The 15,904-nt window shown below is 41.5% G+C and carries 17 protein-coding genes, 1 pseudogene and 1 riboswitch; of the genes and pseudogenes, 1 reads left to right on the top strand and 17 read right to left on the bottom strand.

Annotated elements, in window-relative coordinates:
- Positions 1–7 precede the first annotated feature (7 nt).
- Positions 8–898 carry a spore cortex-lytic enzyme gene (gene sleB / locus CUU64_RS05470; RefSeq protein WP_101632930.1) on the bottom strand — a complete coding sequence of 297 codons (891 nt, stop codon included), beginning with the start codon at positions 896–898 and terminating at the stop codon, positions 8–10.
- A gap of 117 nt (positions 899–1,015) precedes the next feature.
- A complete protein-coding gene (gene prsW, locus CUU64_RS05465; RefSeq protein ID WP_101632260.1) occupies positions 1,016–1,681 on the bottom strand; it encodes a glutamic-type intramembrane protease PrsW in 666 nt (221 codons plus the stop codon).
- A gap of 114 nt (positions 1,682–1,795) precedes the next feature.
- Between prsW and CUU64_RS05460 the strand changes: the two genes are divergently transcribed.
- The gene (locus tag CUU64_RS05460; protein ID WP_101632259.1) at positions 1,796–2,770 is read left to right on the top strand and encodes an asparaginase; all 975 of its coding nucleotides are present in this window, start codon (positions 1,796–1,798) and stop codon (positions 2,768–2,770) included.
- Positions 2,771–2,854: 84 nt separating this feature from the next.
- Here the strand turns inward: CUU64_RS05460 and CUU64_RS05455 are convergent, their stop codons facing one another.
- From CUU64_RS05455 to CUU64_RS05385, 15 genes and pseudogenes are all read right to left on the bottom strand, one after another.
- On the bottom strand, positions 2,855–3,823 hold the full coding sequence (locus CUU64_RS05455; protein ID WP_257985433.1) for a YpdA family putative bacillithiol disulfide reductase: 969 nt from the start codon (positions 3,821–3,823) through the stop codon (positions 2,855–2,857).
- Between the two features lie 166 nt (positions 3,824–3,989).
- The gene (locus tag CUU64_RS05450) at positions 3,990–5,267 is read right to left on the bottom strand and encodes a Glu/Leu/Phe/Val family dehydrogenase (protein WP_101632257.1); all 1,278 of its coding nucleotides are present in this window, start codon (positions 5,265–5,267) and stop codon (positions 3,990–3,992) included.
- A gap of 246 nt (positions 5,268–5,513) precedes the next feature.
- On the bottom strand, positions 5,514–6,095 hold the full coding sequence (locus tag CUU64_RS05445) for a genetic competence negative regulator (RefSeq protein WP_101632256.1): 582 nt from the start codon (positions 6,093–6,095) through the stop codon (positions 5,514–5,516).
- Positions 6,096–6,226: 131 nt separating this feature from the next.
- Positions 6,227–7,009, bottom strand: a complete 783-nt coding sequence (locus CUU64_RS05440) for a metallophosphoesterase (RefSeq protein ID WP_101632255.1) — start codon at positions 7,007–7,009, stop codon at positions 6,227–6,229.
- A 4-nt stretch (positions 7,010–7,013) separates the two neighbouring features.
- Positions 7,014–7,400 (bottom strand): hypothetical protein, encoded by a 387-nt coding sequence (locus CUU64_RS05435; RefSeq protein ID WP_101632254.1) that lies wholly within the window; start codon positions 7,398–7,400, stop codon positions 7,014–7,016.
- Positions 7,401–7,442: 42 nt separating this feature from the next.
- Positions 7,443–7,557 (bottom strand): annotated as a pseudogene (rpmG, locus tag CUU64_RS05430) (50S ribosomal protein L33).
- A 324-nt stretch (positions 7,558–7,881) separates the two neighbouring features.
- Positions 7,882–8,532, bottom strand: coding sequence for a thiamine phosphate synthase (gene thiE, locus CUU64_RS05425; protein WP_101632253.1), 651 nt, complete (start codon positions 8,530–8,532; stop codon positions 7,882–7,884).
- 7 nt (positions 8,533–8,539) lie between these two features.
- A complete protein-coding gene (gene thiD / locus CUU64_RS05420) occupies positions 8,540–9,343 on the bottom strand; it encodes a bifunctional hydroxymethylpyrimidine kinase/phosphomethylpyrimidine kinase (protein ID WP_101632252.1) in 804 nt (267 codons plus the stop codon).
- Between the two features lie 17 nt (positions 9,344–9,360).
- Positions 9,361–10,170 (bottom strand): hydroxyethylthiazole kinase, encoded by an 810-nt coding sequence (gene thiM, locus CUU64_RS05415; RefSeq protein WP_101632251.1) that lies wholly within the window; start codon positions 10,168–10,170, stop codon positions 9,361–9,363.
- A 17-nt stretch (positions 10,171–10,187) separates the two neighbouring features.
- On the bottom strand, positions 10,188–10,949 hold the full coding sequence (locus CUU64_RS05410; RefSeq protein ID WP_101632250.1) for a 3-oxoacyl-ACP reductase: 762 nt from the start codon (positions 10,947–10,949) through the stop codon (positions 10,188–10,190).
- Between the two features lie 69 nt (positions 10,950–11,018).
- Positions 11,019–11,128, bottom strand: a riboswitch (TPP riboswitch).
- A gap of 239 nt (positions 11,129–11,367) precedes the next feature.
- Positions 11,368–11,826, bottom strand: a complete 459-nt coding sequence (locus tag CUU64_RS05405) for a YpbF family protein (RefSeq protein ID WP_101632249.1) — start codon at positions 11,824–11,826, stop codon at positions 11,368–11,370.
- A 143-nt stretch (positions 11,827–11,969) separates the two neighbouring features.
- Positions 11,970–12,494, bottom strand: a complete 525-nt coding sequence (locus CUU64_RS05400) for a LysM peptidoglycan-binding domain-containing protein (RefSeq protein WP_101632248.1) — start codon at positions 12,492–12,494, stop codon at positions 11,970–11,972.
- Between the two features lie 32 nt (positions 12,495–12,526).
- Positions 12,527–13,108, bottom strand: a complete 582-nt coding sequence (locus tag CUU64_RS05395) for a CPBP family intramembrane glutamic endopeptidase (protein ID WP_101632247.1) — start codon at positions 13,106–13,108, stop codon at positions 12,527–12,529.
- Positions 13,098–14,615, bottom strand: a complete 1,518-nt coding sequence (locus CUU64_RS05390; RefSeq protein WP_257985454.1) for a RecQ family ATP-dependent DNA helicase — start codon at positions 14,613–14,615, stop codon at positions 13,098–13,100. The genes CUU64_RS05395 and CUU64_RS05390 overlap by 11 nt, the downstream gene beginning before the upstream one ends.
- Positions 14,615–15,691 carry a YpbB family protein gene (locus tag CUU64_RS05385; RefSeq protein ID WP_180954468.1) on the bottom strand — a complete coding sequence of 359 codons (1,077 nt, stop codon included), beginning with the start codon at positions 15,689–15,691 and terminating at the stop codon, positions 14,615–14,617. Before CUU64_RS05385 ends, CUU64_RS05390 begins: the two co-directional genes overlap by 1 nt.
- Between the last annotated feature and the right edge of the window lie 213 nt (positions 15,692–15,904).

Here is a 15,904-nt window from a genome sequence, read left to right as displayed (position 1 = left end):
CCTCATTTTATTTACAGAAAATATGTTTCCCGATTTGTTTTATTTGGGGCCTTGTCCAGATCCATGGGCTTGTCGCTGTGTCCGGATTAAAATAATATTCTGCGTTGCTGGTCGGATCCCAGCCGTTGATTGCATCAATTACCGCTTCGCGGGCACGTTCATTCGGGGTTAGCCAAATCTGGCCATCCGCAACAGCAGTAAAAGCACGCGGCTCAAATATAACCCCTGATATCGTATTAGGAAAAGAAGCGCTTTCCAGCCTGTTCAGAATAACTGCAGCAATTGCCACCTGGCCGATATAAGGCTCACCGCGGGCTTCCCCGTAAACCGCATTCGCCATCAATTGAATATCATTCTGTGAAAAGCCTCCCGGAACATTCACAGCAGTAGCGGTAGCCCTATTGCGATTTCCATTATTGGCGCCATTGTTTCTCGTCGTTTGCCTTGCAGTTTGTCCCGCATTTTGCCTCTGGCCAGCTTTGCCTCCAGCCCTCTTTCTGGGCTTCACCTGGTTTTCGATAGGGGTTCCTCCGTAATAAGTAAAATCATTTCCCTTTGCAATTTGTGTATGTACCCATTTGCCATTGAAGTTAGAAGCGGCTACAAGTTTCTGCCTGGTTTTCAGCCCAGCCAGCCCGTCGATCGGCAATCCAAAATCTTTCTGGAAGTTCCGTAGGGCCCAATAGGTTCCCCAGCCATAAACTCCATCGATTTTACCGTTATAGTAGCCGATATTTTGCAGGCGTGCCTGAAGCTCAATAACATCATCACCAACAGCCCCTCTTTGAATCACTTGGCCGGTAAATGCGTTTGCCGTAGTTTCAAATGTCAAAGAGATACAGATTGATAAGAAAAATAACAAAAGCAAACATTTGCTCTTTGACGAAATCCCTTTCATCAATTACACTCCCTCTTTTCTTATATTGACATTACCCCTATTTTCTTCTTAAAAGGTGTTTTTATTCCATTCAATATAAAAAAGGAGACAGGCTAAAAAGGCTGTCTCCTTTGATCATTATAGTGTTTCGGATGCATGGAAATCGGAAAGCATCCTTGCCATCTTCACTTTTTTTAAACCCAGCCACCATAAGAAAACCATAAATGGCATAATCCAATAAAGCCAGGAGTCCTGGGTTAAAAGAATGTAATCATATACACCGTGCAACAAATAAGGTACTGCAAAAGCAAGGAAAACGTATTTCCTTTTATTTGTCTTCGCAAACTTCCCTTTGCCAAGATAATATCCCATGATTACTCCGAAGAGCGCATGACTCGAAACCGGCAAGATCGCCCGTGTCATCGCATGTTCCACCCCGTTTGCAACGAGGTAAAGGATATTTTCCATAGTTGCGAAACCAAGGGAAACGGAAGCGCCATACACAATGCCATCATAAGGTTCGTCAAATGCTACATGGGGATAAATAACATAAAACAAGATGAACCATTTTAAAAATTCCTCTAAAAGACCCGCCCAGATAAAGGCCTGCTCGGCATTCCCCTGGAATATGCCCTCTGTTTTCAGCACATATTGCAAAAACATAATGGGAAATACCAGGAAAACGCCAAAAAGGAAGGATTTTATCACAACAGAAACAGGCTCTGTTTCATAGTAATCTTTTAAGTAAAAATAGCTGAGTAAGGCCAGACCAGGCGCAATACCCGCCGAGAATAAGACCAGCATGTCCTGACCTCTTTTCTTTTGTTTTCAATAATCGTATCATGGAATGGAGAAAAAGAAAATTGAAAGAAATGCCGCTTGGCACTCTTTTGACACAGAACTGGAGGTTGGTAACTTATGAAAAAAAATATTTTGGTGATACATACAGGCGGAACAATTTCCATGTACGAAGATGCCAAGACAGGGGCTGTTAAACCAGGCGGCAAAAATCCAATTAAAGGTGCAACCGAAAATATGGATAGCTCTGCGAACCTTTTTATAGAGGAACCATTCTCATTGCCCTCACCGCATATCACTGCTCTAGAGATGCTCCAATTAAAAAACCTGATCGAGAAATATATCAAGGAAATATCGTTGGACGGGGTAGTGATCACCCACGGAACCGATACCCTTGAGGAAACTGCTTATTTCCTTGATCTGACAGTTCATTCCGACATTCCAATTGTGGTTACAGGAGCGATGCGGTCAAGCAATGAAATCGGATCTGACGGATTATATAACTTTATTTCTTCACTTAAAGTCGCTGCCAGTGATCATTCGCGGGGAAAAGGGGTACTTATTGTTCTTAACGATGAATTGCATACTGCAAAAAACGGCACAAAAACACATACGAGCAATGTATCCACATTTCAGAGCCCCCAATACGGACCAATAGGCATTGTCACAAAACGTGGGATTGTTTTTCACCATTCACCGATTAATACTGAAAAATACAGCCTCCAAACCATTACCAAACAAGTGGCCTTATTGAAAGCACATGCCGGTATGGATTCTTCCTTATTTTATGCTTTGAAAGAAATGAAAGTTGACGGCCTGGTTATTGAAGCCCTGGGCCAGGGAAATCTCCCTCCGCAGACCATCGATGGAGTCCAGTCTCTTTTACATGCACGAATCCCAATCGTGATTGTATCAAGATGCTTTAATGGAATTGTTCAGGACGTCTATGCTTATAGAGGTGGAGGAAAACAGCTTAAAGAAATGGGGGTTATTTTTTCAAACGGCTTAAATGGCCAAAAGGCAAGGTTAAAGCTGCTGATAGCCCTCCATCATACAGCGGAACGAGAAAAGATACAGGAAATCTTCTTAAAATAATATCGAATAGAAAAGGGCCGTGATAAACGGATTTTGGCCCATTTATCCCATTTGTGATAACGGTCCAAAATCCCTTCACCCCTTTTAACAATTACCAGCTGCGATACTCCGGGCAATCAGGTCACCATGGAACCGGCCGTTTTCAATAAATATTTCATTTGCATTATTTCCTGCTGCTATTACACCTGCAATATATACCCCTTTAACATTTGTTTCCATTGTCTCACTGTTAAAAAAAGGCCTGCCCGTTTCTTGATGAATTTCAATACCGATGCGCTGCAGAAACGAATGGTCTGGATGATACCCTGTCATGGCAAAAACAAAGTCATTTTTGACCGCTTTGGTTTCATTGTTCACATGATAAATAACGCTGTCCTCCGTGATTGCATCTACCTCGGCATTAAACTCCATGGTAATTGTACCATTCCTCACCAGGGATTCGAATTCAGGAAGGATCCACGGTTTAATGCTTGGGGAGTATTCACTGCCACGGTAGAGTACTGTTACTTGCGCCCCTGATTTCACAAGCTCCAAGGCCGCATCTACACTGGAGTTCTTCCCGCCAATTACGACGACATCCGTATCAAAGTATGGGTGACCTTCTTTAAAATAATGAAAAACTTTAGGAAGCTCTTCTCCAGCGATCCCCATATAATTTGGATTATCATAATAACCTGTTGCAATAACGATTTTCCCTGCTTTGTATTCTGATTTATTGGTCACAACAAGAAAATGGCCGTTTTCTTGTTTTTTGACCTCCACTACTTTTTCAAAAGCATTGATTTTCAAGCCTTGGCGTTTAACCACCTCTCGATAATAAGCTAATGCCTGATTGCGTACTGGCTTGCGGGTTTCCGTAATAAATGGCACATTTCCAATTTCAAGCTTTTCTGCTGAGCTAAAAAAAGTTTGATGGGTTGGGTAGTGGTATAGAGCATTGACAATGTTTCCTTTTTCAATCACCAGCACGTTCTTACCCGCTTCTTTTAATGATATTGCTGCTGCGAGACCGCATGGACCTCCACCAACGATGATTACATCTACTATGTTCAACTTCTTTCCACTCCTTTTCCAAGCCGTGTCCATAAATTTGTTCTTCTCTTTAATGAATCGATACATTCATCTATTTAAGACATTCCCTTTCTTAAATGTAAAAAATCTCCCACCATAAGTCATGACAGGAGATTATTTCGATGCGTTTAGGTGTGCTGCTAACCCGTTAAATCCAGCCTCGGAACCTGGATGCTTCGGCCATCTTTCTAACTCCTACCATGTAGGCTGCAAGGCGCATGTCAACCCGGCGTGTTCGGGCAGTTTCGTATATATTATTGAAAGCTTTGACAAGAATTTTTTCCAGCTTTTCTTCTACTTCTTCCTCAGACCAATAATAGCCCTGGTTGTTTTGGACCCATTCAAAATATGAAACCGTAACCCCGCCAGATGATGCTAACACATCGGGTACAAGCAGAACTCCACGGTCTGTCAGGATTTGTGTTCCCTCAATGGTTGTCGGACCATTCGCAGCTTCCACAACGATTTTTGCCTTAATATTGTGTGCATTTTCGTCTGTGATTTGATTTTCAATCGCAGCTGGCACTAGAATCTCACATTCCAGTTCAAGTAGTTCTTTATTGGATATTGTGTTTTTAAACAGCTTTGTTACAGTTCCAAAGCTATCTCTGCGGTCTAGTAAATAATCTATATCGAGTCCATCGGGATCATATAGAGCACCGTAAGCATCCGAGATGCCGACAACTTTTGCCCCTGCATCATGCATGAATTTGGCAAGGTAGCTTCCGGCATTCCCAAAGCCCTGTACAACAACCCTGGCTCCTTTAATTTCGATGCCCTTCTTTTTAGCGGCTTCATTAATGCAAATGGTAACACCTTTCGCAGTCGCTGATTCCCTGCCGTGTGACCCACCAAGAACAAGCGGCTTCCCTGTAATGAATCCCGGTGAATTGAACTCGTCGATACGGCTATATTCATCCATCATCCAAGCCATAATCTGGGAATTGGTGAATACATCAGGTGCAGGAATATCTTTTGTCGGGCCAACAATCTGGCTTATAGCGCGAACATAACCACGGCTAAGCTTTTCAAGTTCACGAAACGACATATTTCGCGGATCGCATACGATTCCGCCTTTCCCTCCGCCATATGGCAAATCTACAATCCCACATTTCAGGCTCATCCAGATAGACAGCGCTTTTACTTCTCGTTCTGTAACAGAGGGATGAAACCTTATCCCGCCTTTAGTTGGACCTACAGCATCATTATGCTGTGCACGATAACCCGTAAAAATTTTTACTGATCCATCGTCCATCCGCACCGGTATCTTTACTGTCAAAAGCCGCAACGGCTCTTTCAAAAGCTCAAAAACCTCCTGAGGATAACCGAGCTTTTCCAGCGCTTTATGTATTACAGTTTGAGTTGATTTCAGCACATCATGCTTTGCTTCTTGGTTAGTATGGTCAGTACCATTTTCGCCTGCCATCTGTGTACCTCCTACAATCAAATAATCGGCTTTCTTCATGACATAGTATACACCTTAGCCCTAGTTATGGAAAGCAAAAAAAGTGACCTCTATCCTTCATAAAAAGGCAATGTAAACGCCGCCAGAAAAAGGTTTCCTTTATCTATCCTTCATTCCCTGTAGCTCGTTCACCTAAACGGTTTTTTGTAGTGGCCGGACAGAACAGTGCGAAGCAAATTGCACACTCACAACCTGTCCGGTGGCTCCCTATCTATGGAAATGTTTCGTTAGTAAATCGACCGCGTCATTCCTTGCGATTGCTTTACCATATTCCTGGACGCGAAAAAGGGTCATGGTTGATACAGTCCCATATTCAGCCGCCAGGGAAATCACGGTATCATAATCACTTTCCTCAACACCCTCGATCAACAAATAATAGTTATCTTCAAAACAATAGAGGGAAGACCGACTAATTCCGATGGATTTCAAGGAATGGCATAACTGTATGACATCCTCAACGTCGCAAAAGGAGTAAAGAATATGCGGATGTTCACCAACTAATACATGTAAATCAAGAAATTCCCCTTCTTCGTCATCTACTATGTCTTCTTCTGCTTTGGTTACAATAATGACTAAGCCTTGAGCCTGCAAAGCAAATATTTCTATCGCAATGGATCCGCTCATCTTAAAACTCAATTCATCACAAGCTTCTTCGATCATTTCCTGAAAAAACTTGTGAACCTTAAGCGAATTCTCGTGAATATCTTCTTTTGTCAATCCTCTGTCAATTAAATCATCAAAGGTTAAAAAAATCTTGATTTTGTTGTTGGTTAATCGCTCAAGCTTCATAAAAAAATGCCCCCTGGGTACCATCTTCATACATCATATGAAGACCACTTTCAGGGGTGCATATCTTTAGAATGTGTGTATGAAACAAATATGAAGGATTGCAGAAGCGATACATTTTATATTGGCAAATTCTAAGGTGACGCAATAGCCCTTTTTTTCAAGTGGAGGAGATGTGTTTCCGGCTCGGCACCAAGCCTTAAAGGGAGGCTGGTAGTACCGTACCCGTTGCTGGTAAGGATTATGGTCCCGCCCTCTTTCCTGATCCCTCCCAATGGATAAAGGCCTAATCCCATAAACCTGATTTGGCCACCGTGTGTATGGCCGCTCAGTACAAGACTGATTTTGTTTTCTTCTTTTACTTGTTTCATTATGAGTGGATTGTGGCTGACCAGGATTTTAAATGCATCATGCTCTGAAGCCACAAGCGTCAAATCAAGCCGATCCCGTTCCATTGATATATCATCGATTCCAAGGAACTGGATTTTCTCTCCCTGCTCTGATTCAAAAGTAACCACAGTATTATCCAGAATTTTTACTCCGTACTTTAAAAGGGTAGCATCAAGCATATGGTAATCCCCTTCATAATCATTATTTCCCCAAACGAAATAAACCGGGCCAACCTTTTTAAGCTTTGTTAGGTTCTTCTCTACCCTCGTGAGCGGCACCCCACCTTCTGTCAAATCTCCTCCAATGATGACAATATCTGCTTTTCCTTTTACACGTTCTATTAATTTGTCTGAAATAACACGCCTATGAACATCTGAAATAAAAAAAATGCTTAATGTGCCAAATGTTTCAGGAAACTCGTGAAAATCCAAGTCAGTTTCCACAACGTTGTCCATAAAAGCGGTTTTAAGCATAAAGAAAACCATACCAATGACGAACACCGCCATGAACAAATAAAAGACTGCCATATTTTTAACCTCTCTTGTCATTACCGGGAATTTTTATCGAAATAATACCATATACCCCTGCAAAAATAAAAAATATTATTGTGAGGGCCATACTCATCCAGGATAATACAAAAAAAGAGACTACTATCAAAGAAACAATGATCCAATTCATTTTGTTCATACTAATATGATGCTTTACCTGAAATACATGTTCTGCAACGCTTTTCATAATGCCAGACAGATTTATGAAGCCCACAATAAAGGCGACCGTGGCCGCTAAAAATTTGATTGGATCCATAATAAGCCCGGCGCAAAATTCAGCTAGCCTGAATGGTGAAGATAGATCCATCCATTTAATATATAAATAACCGCATAACGTCCCTATTATCAGTTGAGTACCTTTTTGCAGCATAAAAACCCTCCTATTTAACTTATGAGAGGGAACCATCTAACATTACTTTGTTTCTCTGTGAAGGGTACGCCTTTTCAATCTAGGGCAGTACTTCACTCAATTCAACGCGATCTGGCTTAGTTCTTTTATTTTTTGTGGTGCGTATCGTTTTCGTCATTTGCCTGTTTCCGCATCCAGCAGGGATTCTCCGGACGCAAAGTCTTTCCAGAGAGAACTCGCATCAACCACTGTTACGATGGTATCCAACCTGCAGCACTCCGAAAGGTCTATTAGTGTGTAAAAATACTTTTCCTCTTATTTTGTTTGCTTTAATAGAAATCGTTACGATTTACAAGAAGATTATTAAAAATGAGAAAACGGTCCTTAAACCTCTATTAGTTGGAAACTAGTCAAATAGAAAACAATCATTTTGTTTCTTACATTTTTTAGAATATAAATAGACCGGTTGTACAGGAAAACCAACCGGCCAACATATAAATGTTTAAAAAACGTTGTTTCTCAATTCTCTTGCAGCGTCAGTGATAGATTTTGCTTTGCTTATTGCCGTGATGACGGATATACCATCAGCGCCCGCTTTCATGACAGTAGCTGCATTTTCAGCGGTTATTCCTCCTATCCCCACGATTGGGGTCTTAATTCCTCTTTTTCTAAACTCTTCAATGAGCGTTGTACCTTGAATAGGAGTTGTATCCTTCTTCGTATAAGTAGGAAAAACGGGCCCTAGTCCGAAGTAATCGCTGCCTGATTTTAAGGCAGCCATGGCTTCCTCATATGAATGGACAGATACACCGAGGATTTTATCACCAATCCTCTTCCTTACCATCTCCGCAGACTCATCTTCCTGCCCGATATGGACACCATCAGCATCAATGGACAGGGCTAATTCTATATCATCATTCACAATGAAAGGAATACCGTTGGATCTACAGATACTCTGTAAGTGTTTCGCCAGAATGTATTTCTGTTCACCTTGCAGAGCACCAGGACCCTTTTCCCGGTATTGAAAGAGGGTAATCCCACCTTCAATTGCATTCTCTATAACCTGTATTGGATGGATAGAACAGTTGGTGCTCCCCATTATAAAATACACCTTTAAAAATTGCTTCAGTTCATGCGCACTAATTCTCGCCATTCGATTCCTACTCCTTTATCGAACTTTTTCTGAAAGCCCAATGATTGGTAGGACCATGTCCTTGCCCTATTGGTACTTGACCTTCAATGGCTGCCTGGATGAACTTTTTTGCTTTTTCAACAGATTGAGAAACACCGGCTCCTTTTGCTAGCTCGGCTGCAACTGCCGCAGAAAAAGTACATCCCGTGCCATGGGTATTTTTTGTGGGGATGCGCTTGGCAGTGAGAGTACTAAAATTACTGCCATCAAAAAATAAATCAACCGATTGGCTGGGATCTTCGTCATGACCGCCCTTTATAATGATATTTTTCACTCCCAAGGCCAAAATTCTTTTGGCGGCTTCCTCTTTATCTTCCCTGGTACGGATCGTAATATCAGCCAGCACTTCAGCTTCAGGAATGTTCGGGGTAATCACCATGGCAAGAGGTAATAAATGCTTTTTTAATGCATGTACAGCCTCTGATTGCAACAATGAGGCTCCTCCCTTTGCAATCATCACAGGATCTACCACAACATTTTCCCATTGGTATTGCTTTATTTTTTCTGTGACAGCTTCGATTATTTGATTATCAAATAACATTCCTGTTTTGATAGCATCCGCCCCTATATCCTCGCCAATCGAATCAATTTGCCTGGCCACCGCTTCTGCTGTCATTGGGTACACAGCTTGCACACCCAGTGTATTTTGTGCCGTTACAGCGGTTATCGCAGACATCCCATATACATCCAGTTCCTGGAATGTCTTGATGTCGGCTTGAATTCCGGCACCTCCCCCGCTGTCAGACCCGGCAATTGTTAAAGCTTTTTTCATAGTTGTTTGGCCCCTTTCTATTCTATCTTTGTTAATGAACTTCCTCGTTCAATGTCGTGGGAAGAAATCATGGACAATTGATTGAGAAACTCAACTTGAAAGCTTCCCGGTCCTTTGTCCGCGGTTTTAGCGGCAGCCACTTCAGCCGCAATTCCATAAAACGTGAGCGCGGATAAGGAGGCCAGAACTAAATCCTTTTCCACGGCAGCAAAAGCTCCAATAACAGAAGACAATAGACAACCAGTGCCGGTCACTTTTGTCAGAAGGGCATGTCCGTTATGAACCGCATATGTGGTCGTTCCATCGGAAATAACGTCATCTTTTCCAGTAATCACTACAATGGTACCGAGTTTCTTTGCTGTAGATATCGAAAGGTCCACGACATTTCCCTCGGTTTGTCCGGCATCTACTCCTTTAATTCCCCATTGTTCCCCGGAAACATTTGCAATTTCAGCTGCATTGCCTCTTATGATCGATATGTTTACCTCTTCCATTATTTTTTTTGCTGTAGAGGTTCTATAGGCAGTTGCTCCTGCACCGACCGGATCGAGTATAACAGGCACCCCATGCTGGTTTGCCGATTTTCCTGCTATTATCATGGATTCAACTTCAAGGGGGGTAAGTGTACCTATATTCAACACAAGAGCACCGGAAATTTTCGCCATGTCGGCCACTTCTTCTGCTGCATATGCCATAACAGGTGACGCGCCCAGGGAAAGGAGTCCATTAGCAGTGAAATTTGTAACAACTACATTTGTAATATTATGTACGAGCGGATTTTCATTCCTAACCTTTTTTAAAGATTCGATCATTTTCCCCTTTAACATTTCGCATACCTCCTGATTTAATCCATTACCAGGCCGCCGTCGACCACCAAATTTTGCCCAGTTACAGCCCTTGCCCATGGCGATGCAAAGAATACAATCGCATCGGCTACTTCCGCGGGGTCCGTTACTTTTCGAAGCGGTGTACTGGACTCAATTAATCCGAATACCTCAGGTGATGTAGCCGAGCTTGCATCCGTCATTTTCAGGAGCCCTCCTGAAATCATATTTACGCTAATTCCATATTGCCCCAGTTCATTGGCCATATTTCGTGTAAAACCTAACAAAGCGGCTTTGCTTGTGGTGTAATCATGATAGGCAACAACTGGATTCTGAAAAAGGTTGGTTCCAATATTAATGATCCTTCCAAAGCCAATTGCTTTCATATCAGGCAGTCCAGCCTGCAACGTATGTAATGCGCCTTTGACGGCACTCTCAAGCTGCTCCTGGAAATCTTGCCAGGAAATCGCCGATGCATCCTTTTTTGCAACGGGATCAAATCGAAAGTTAACCAGGGCGTTGTTAACTGTTGTGGTTATCGGTTGTCCAAAATGCTCTTTCGCCTGATTAAACATCGATTGAACTTCATCGGCATTCCGAATATCTGCTCTTAAAGCAATTGCTTGATTTCCGATTTGGTTTTGTAAATCCCGCGCTCTTTCCTCACTATTAAAGTAATTAATAACAACCTTAGCTCCTTCTCTGGCAAAAGCTTTAACTATTTCACTGCCTAAGCCTCGGCTGCCCCCTGTTACTAGCACTACTTGATTCTTCAAATCCATCCCCATCATCCTCCTAAATTAAAAAATCCAGACCCTAAAAAGGACCTGGCTTAGTTAGTAACAGAAAAAATTTCCGCTTGACTACTTTCCTACGCTGGTACAATCCAGATCAGGTCCGAAGGGTTGAAAATTGTGCATTTTTCTCTCAGCCCATATAGAGGGCACCCCTAGTAGTTAATCTATTCTTTTTCTCACTAATAATATCCCCTCGCTTCAGGTTGTGTCAACAAGATGTTCTTGAACGAACCGACGATAGGATTAGGACATTGGAGTTTTTATCTTTGATTCTACGGAAGAATGGATGAAACAGTATTTCAATATTATTTACCCTGGTATGCTTTATCAGCGATTCCAACTTCGTTTATTTACCATTTGACTACCAGAGATAGGTAAGAGGCAGTAAAAAATCACAAGACCGTTATTTATTTTCATGATACAAGTTGATGTCATAGTTGTTCTTCATCATTTCAAAAACTTTATGGCGGTTTTTCCATTGTGCCTCCTGCTTCCAAAGGTCCTTGCTTTTATCGATGATTTCACAGCGCAAAGCATGATATTCATTCTCTGCTTTGTCACGCTTTTGCTTAAAAAGAATCATAAGGCCATATAAGCCAATCGTTGCCACAAGAAAAAAGAAATGATTAAAATCATCGACAAACGCACTGAACATGTCAAAAAAGGAATATGAATAAGGACGGGCAATATAAAAATACAAATAAAGCAGCATGATTGCCGCCATTCCCATGGAGGCCCAGATGCTCAGCTCGTGAGTCCTTTTTGCTTTATCAAATTTCCTTTTCCTTACAATCACATTGTGCAGCATTTGCTTTGTTGCCTGATCTGTATGTTCGTCCAATAAAATCATAGAAGGTTCCAAATCCGTTCCTCCTCCTGCTACGTTCATTCAAAATAAATATATTTGCCTTTTTCTTTTTTATGCCATCAATCTCATAAACCTGGCCGTAAACAAAAAAAGCCTTCCCGCGCGCTGGTATTCCATTGCGCCGAAAGGCATTGCCATTACTGTTTTATTGGTATTTTTAAAGTTTGGCCAGGCTTGACTTCAGACCCTTCGAGACCATTCCATTTCTTAATCAATGAAATGCCTTCTTCAGAGCTATAATATTCTTCCGAAATCCCGGCGAGAGTTTCATGTTCCTGGACAGTATGGCGAATAACTTTGTAGCCATTTTCCTCTTCCTGATAACTGCTGTCAGCATCACCTAATGAATCTTCAGTAGAAGTATTAAGGCCGGCTTCTTCAGCCTCCCCCTTCCATTCAATCGTTTCAAAAGGGGCTTCTTCCTGTACTCTTTTTGTGGAACCTTGTCCATAGTACATATAAATCATGTAAAAGGAAATTGGCATCAAAACAAAGAACAAGGCAAGAAGCTTAAGCATAGGAAATTTAATTTTACGCTTCTTCTTTTTCTTTTTTCTTCGCTGCAATTCACTTCTTGATGGTAAAGATTTTCTTTCTGCCCCCTGTTCTATATTTATCCCTGGTACCATGCCTTGGCGAGGTTTGTTAAAATCCGGTTCCATGCTCTCTTAACCTCTTTCTGTCATTATAATCCTCAATTGCCATTATCCCTTGTTTTTACAATGATTCCAAGTATAAAATCAATCAAAAAATGAGAGAAAATTGTAACAAGCAAGTTTTCTGTGGCTTCGAAAATCACCCCAATAAAAAAGCTAAGCACAACGATATTCAGGAACAAAAACCAATTAAACAGATAGCGATAATGAACCAGAGCGAAGATGAAACTTGCCCAAAACAGCCCGAGATGTGTTTGAATCACTCCTCGGAACAATATCTCTTCACTAAGCGCAACCGACAAAGCCACTACAAAAATCATTGGATAAGAAAGGCTTTTAAAAATCCTCTCGTTTACGCCCCCATCATCCTGGTAGCTTTCGGGCAAAAGCTTCATCGCCAAAAGATCAAATAAAATGACGATAATTGCCGCAGAACCGCCTATTAACAAGATGTTCCAATCTTTGATACGGAGTAACTTAAAAAAGGCAGATCGGTCCTCGAATAAAAAGATTCCCAGAACAGCCGACACTGTCAAAAGAATGATTTGGGTAAGAAATAAGTTTATATGCAGCTCTCTGTCTGTTAGCTGCTTGATGATTTCGGCTTGCTTATTTTTCATATTTGCCTTCTGCTTTCAGTAATATTTTCCCTAATTCCTGCTTCCAGCCTTTATAAGGATTTTCGATATTCCCAGCTTCTTGTATGACTTGGTTTTCTAATACCTTTGAATCCAGTCCGCAGTTTGAGCAGCAATTCGTATTTAAAGGTACTGATGCCTCTTCGAAATAGCGTACAAGCCCTTCGCGCAGGCAACCCTTCGACCTAAGCCACCTGAAAAACAAACGCAATTTCTCTGTCTTATGTTCTCTCCGTATCGCCACGTAACGCTTTATTACATCCTTTAATTTAGCCCCGCCGTATTTTTCTATATTTAGCCGAATGAAGTGCTGGATAAACCGCCACTGCGATTCATTTAGAGAAAATTGCCTCATGATCGTTTCCTCGATGGCTGACGAGATTTTCCCCAAAAAACCCCTTTCAATATCCAAATAAGAAAAAATCCCCTCCAATTGTGCTTCTGTCGGTAGTTCCTGCTCGAAAAGATGAAGGGGAAGCCCCTCATCACCTTCACTGTATAAAATGATGGCTACGCTTTGCTTGCCATCCCTGCCGGCCCTTCCGATTTCCTGCACGTACGCTTCCATTCCGGGTGGAAGGTGGAAATGGACAACGAACCGGACATTCTCCTTATTAATTCCCATTCCAAAGGCACTTGTCGAGCAGATTATCCTCAATTGCCCGTTCAAAAATTGTCTCTGTATGAGTATCCTTTGTTCCTGCTCCATTCCTCCATGATAAAAAGAGACGTTTTCAATACCATTTTCCTTTAAATATGAGGCTGTATATTCGGCCGCTTTTTTGCTGGAAAAATACACGATTCCGGGTCCATCCGTTTCCCTGGCAAGCGCTAAAAGTCTTTGCAGTTTATCTTCGTGCTTTTGCACCATTTCCACCGATAAAGCTATATTCGCACGGTCAACAGATGAAATGAGCTGCCGCACATTTTCCAAGCAGAGCTGTTTGGCGATATCTTCCCTTACTTCCCTTGTGGCTGTAGCAGTTAAAGCAAGTGTTAAAGGATTGGAAAGCTGATTTCGGACATGTCCGAGATTTAAATAGTCAGGCCTAAAATCATATCCCCATTGGGAGATGCAGTGCGCTTCATCAACGACAAATAACCCAATATTTACATTCTTTAGAGCCCGTAAAACACTTTCTCCTGCAAGCATTTCAGGAGATAAAAAAATAAATCGATACCGATTAATGTGTTTCAGGCTTTCCCTTTTTTGACTCGGGTCAAGAAAAGAATTCAATGTCAGCACGCTCTTTTCCCCCATAAACCTGAGTTGTTCAGCCTGATCCTGCATCAGTGAAAGAAGCGGGGAAACGATCACGACAGGCTTTTTCAACAGGTAAGCGGTCAGTTGATAACACAGAGACTTTCCCGACCCAGTCGGCAGCATACCTAGAGTATCATGTCCTTCCAACAGCGAAGTGATGATTTCTTTTTGGCCAGGGCGAAAAGTTTGAAATCCGAAATATTGATTTAAAGATTCCTCCAGCATCAAGACAAAACACCTCCCCTTGTCAAAACAAGACGTATCTGAAAGAAAGAGACAGGAAAGTCTCCTAATTCACTTTTGATTACCTTAAGCTGTTTTGTGTTAACTTTATGTACAGCTTCACGTATTTTTTGTACATCTTCAGCGGAAACAAATGGCGAGATTGAAAAGCCTGGCATGGCAAGCGCTATTTCCACAATATGGTCTTCAATTGTGGCTGCCTTTAAACCTCTTAAGACGGCAATTTCATCCAGACCCATTCCTTCCTCCAGCATTCTTAAGGTCAGCTTTGTCGATTCTGTAAGAGGCTTGTCTGAGCTTTCTGGAAATTCTTTAATTACGGAAAAAAGAATCGGGAATAATTCTTGCTTGTTTCTGATTTCATTAAGAATAAAATGCACTGTCCCCAGAAAAACGAATCGAACATAGACTTCATCCGACTTTATTGATTCTGATATTTGGCTGTAGGTGCTTCCTATTCTGTGTGCACCCGACAAACGCATCACAAAAATATATCGTTCCATTTCCGTTCTTCTTTCAAGAAGATTGGCCAGCTCTTCATATAAAGAATGTCCTATGTCGTCCCTGCTGAAGGGACACTGATTCAAAAATTGTTTGACCCAACCTTGTATGCCAGCTTCTCTTTGTATGGGATAGAATCGATTTTGTTCGTGGATAATATGAGAAAGTGACTGAACAAGAAGCGAAAGCCTTCCCCAGAAGATGGATTGAAGGTCATGAAATTTCCAGCCGTCAAGGGAGGAAGGAAAAGGCTGGTTTTTCATGTATGAATCTAATACGCCTTTCCCCTTATCTGTCAGTCGGTAGTGATGATTTCTTTCCAACGGAAGGGCCCAACCGTTCTTACAAAAAACCCCCAATGTGGAATGAAGATATCCCCTGTCGATCATAGGGTAGGCCGCAAAAAGCGTTCTTAAGCCAAAAAGATGTGAATCCTGTATAGTTTGGGATGATTTCTTCCCTTTTAATAAATGGTATATCGCAAAGATGCTCCTTTCACCATTAAATTGGTTCAAGCACCTTAGCAAAATTGATTCTAAAAAGGTCGATTTTAACACAACAATCACTACCTTGAAATAAAATATACGAAAGTATGCATCATTCCTATTGTAACAGAATATAACAAACAGATGGATCAATTCAGTCATTACATTCTGAAATTTTCTCACATTTTTTAGGATGGGCTATTATATTGACCATACGGTAAACCCTTTTGATAAGACGGACTATAACTAGATTTCTATTGAAAAGTTTATGTATCAGTTTTACAA

The sequence above is a fragment of the Bacillus sp. V5-8f genome (genome assembly GCF_002863565.1).
In the GTDB taxonomy this organism is placed as follows: Bacteria; Bacillota; Bacilli; order Bacillales; family DSM-1321; genus Peribacillus.
Note: the sequence above shows the minus strand (reverse complement) of the source record. Positions and strands in the feature narration are given on the sequence as shown.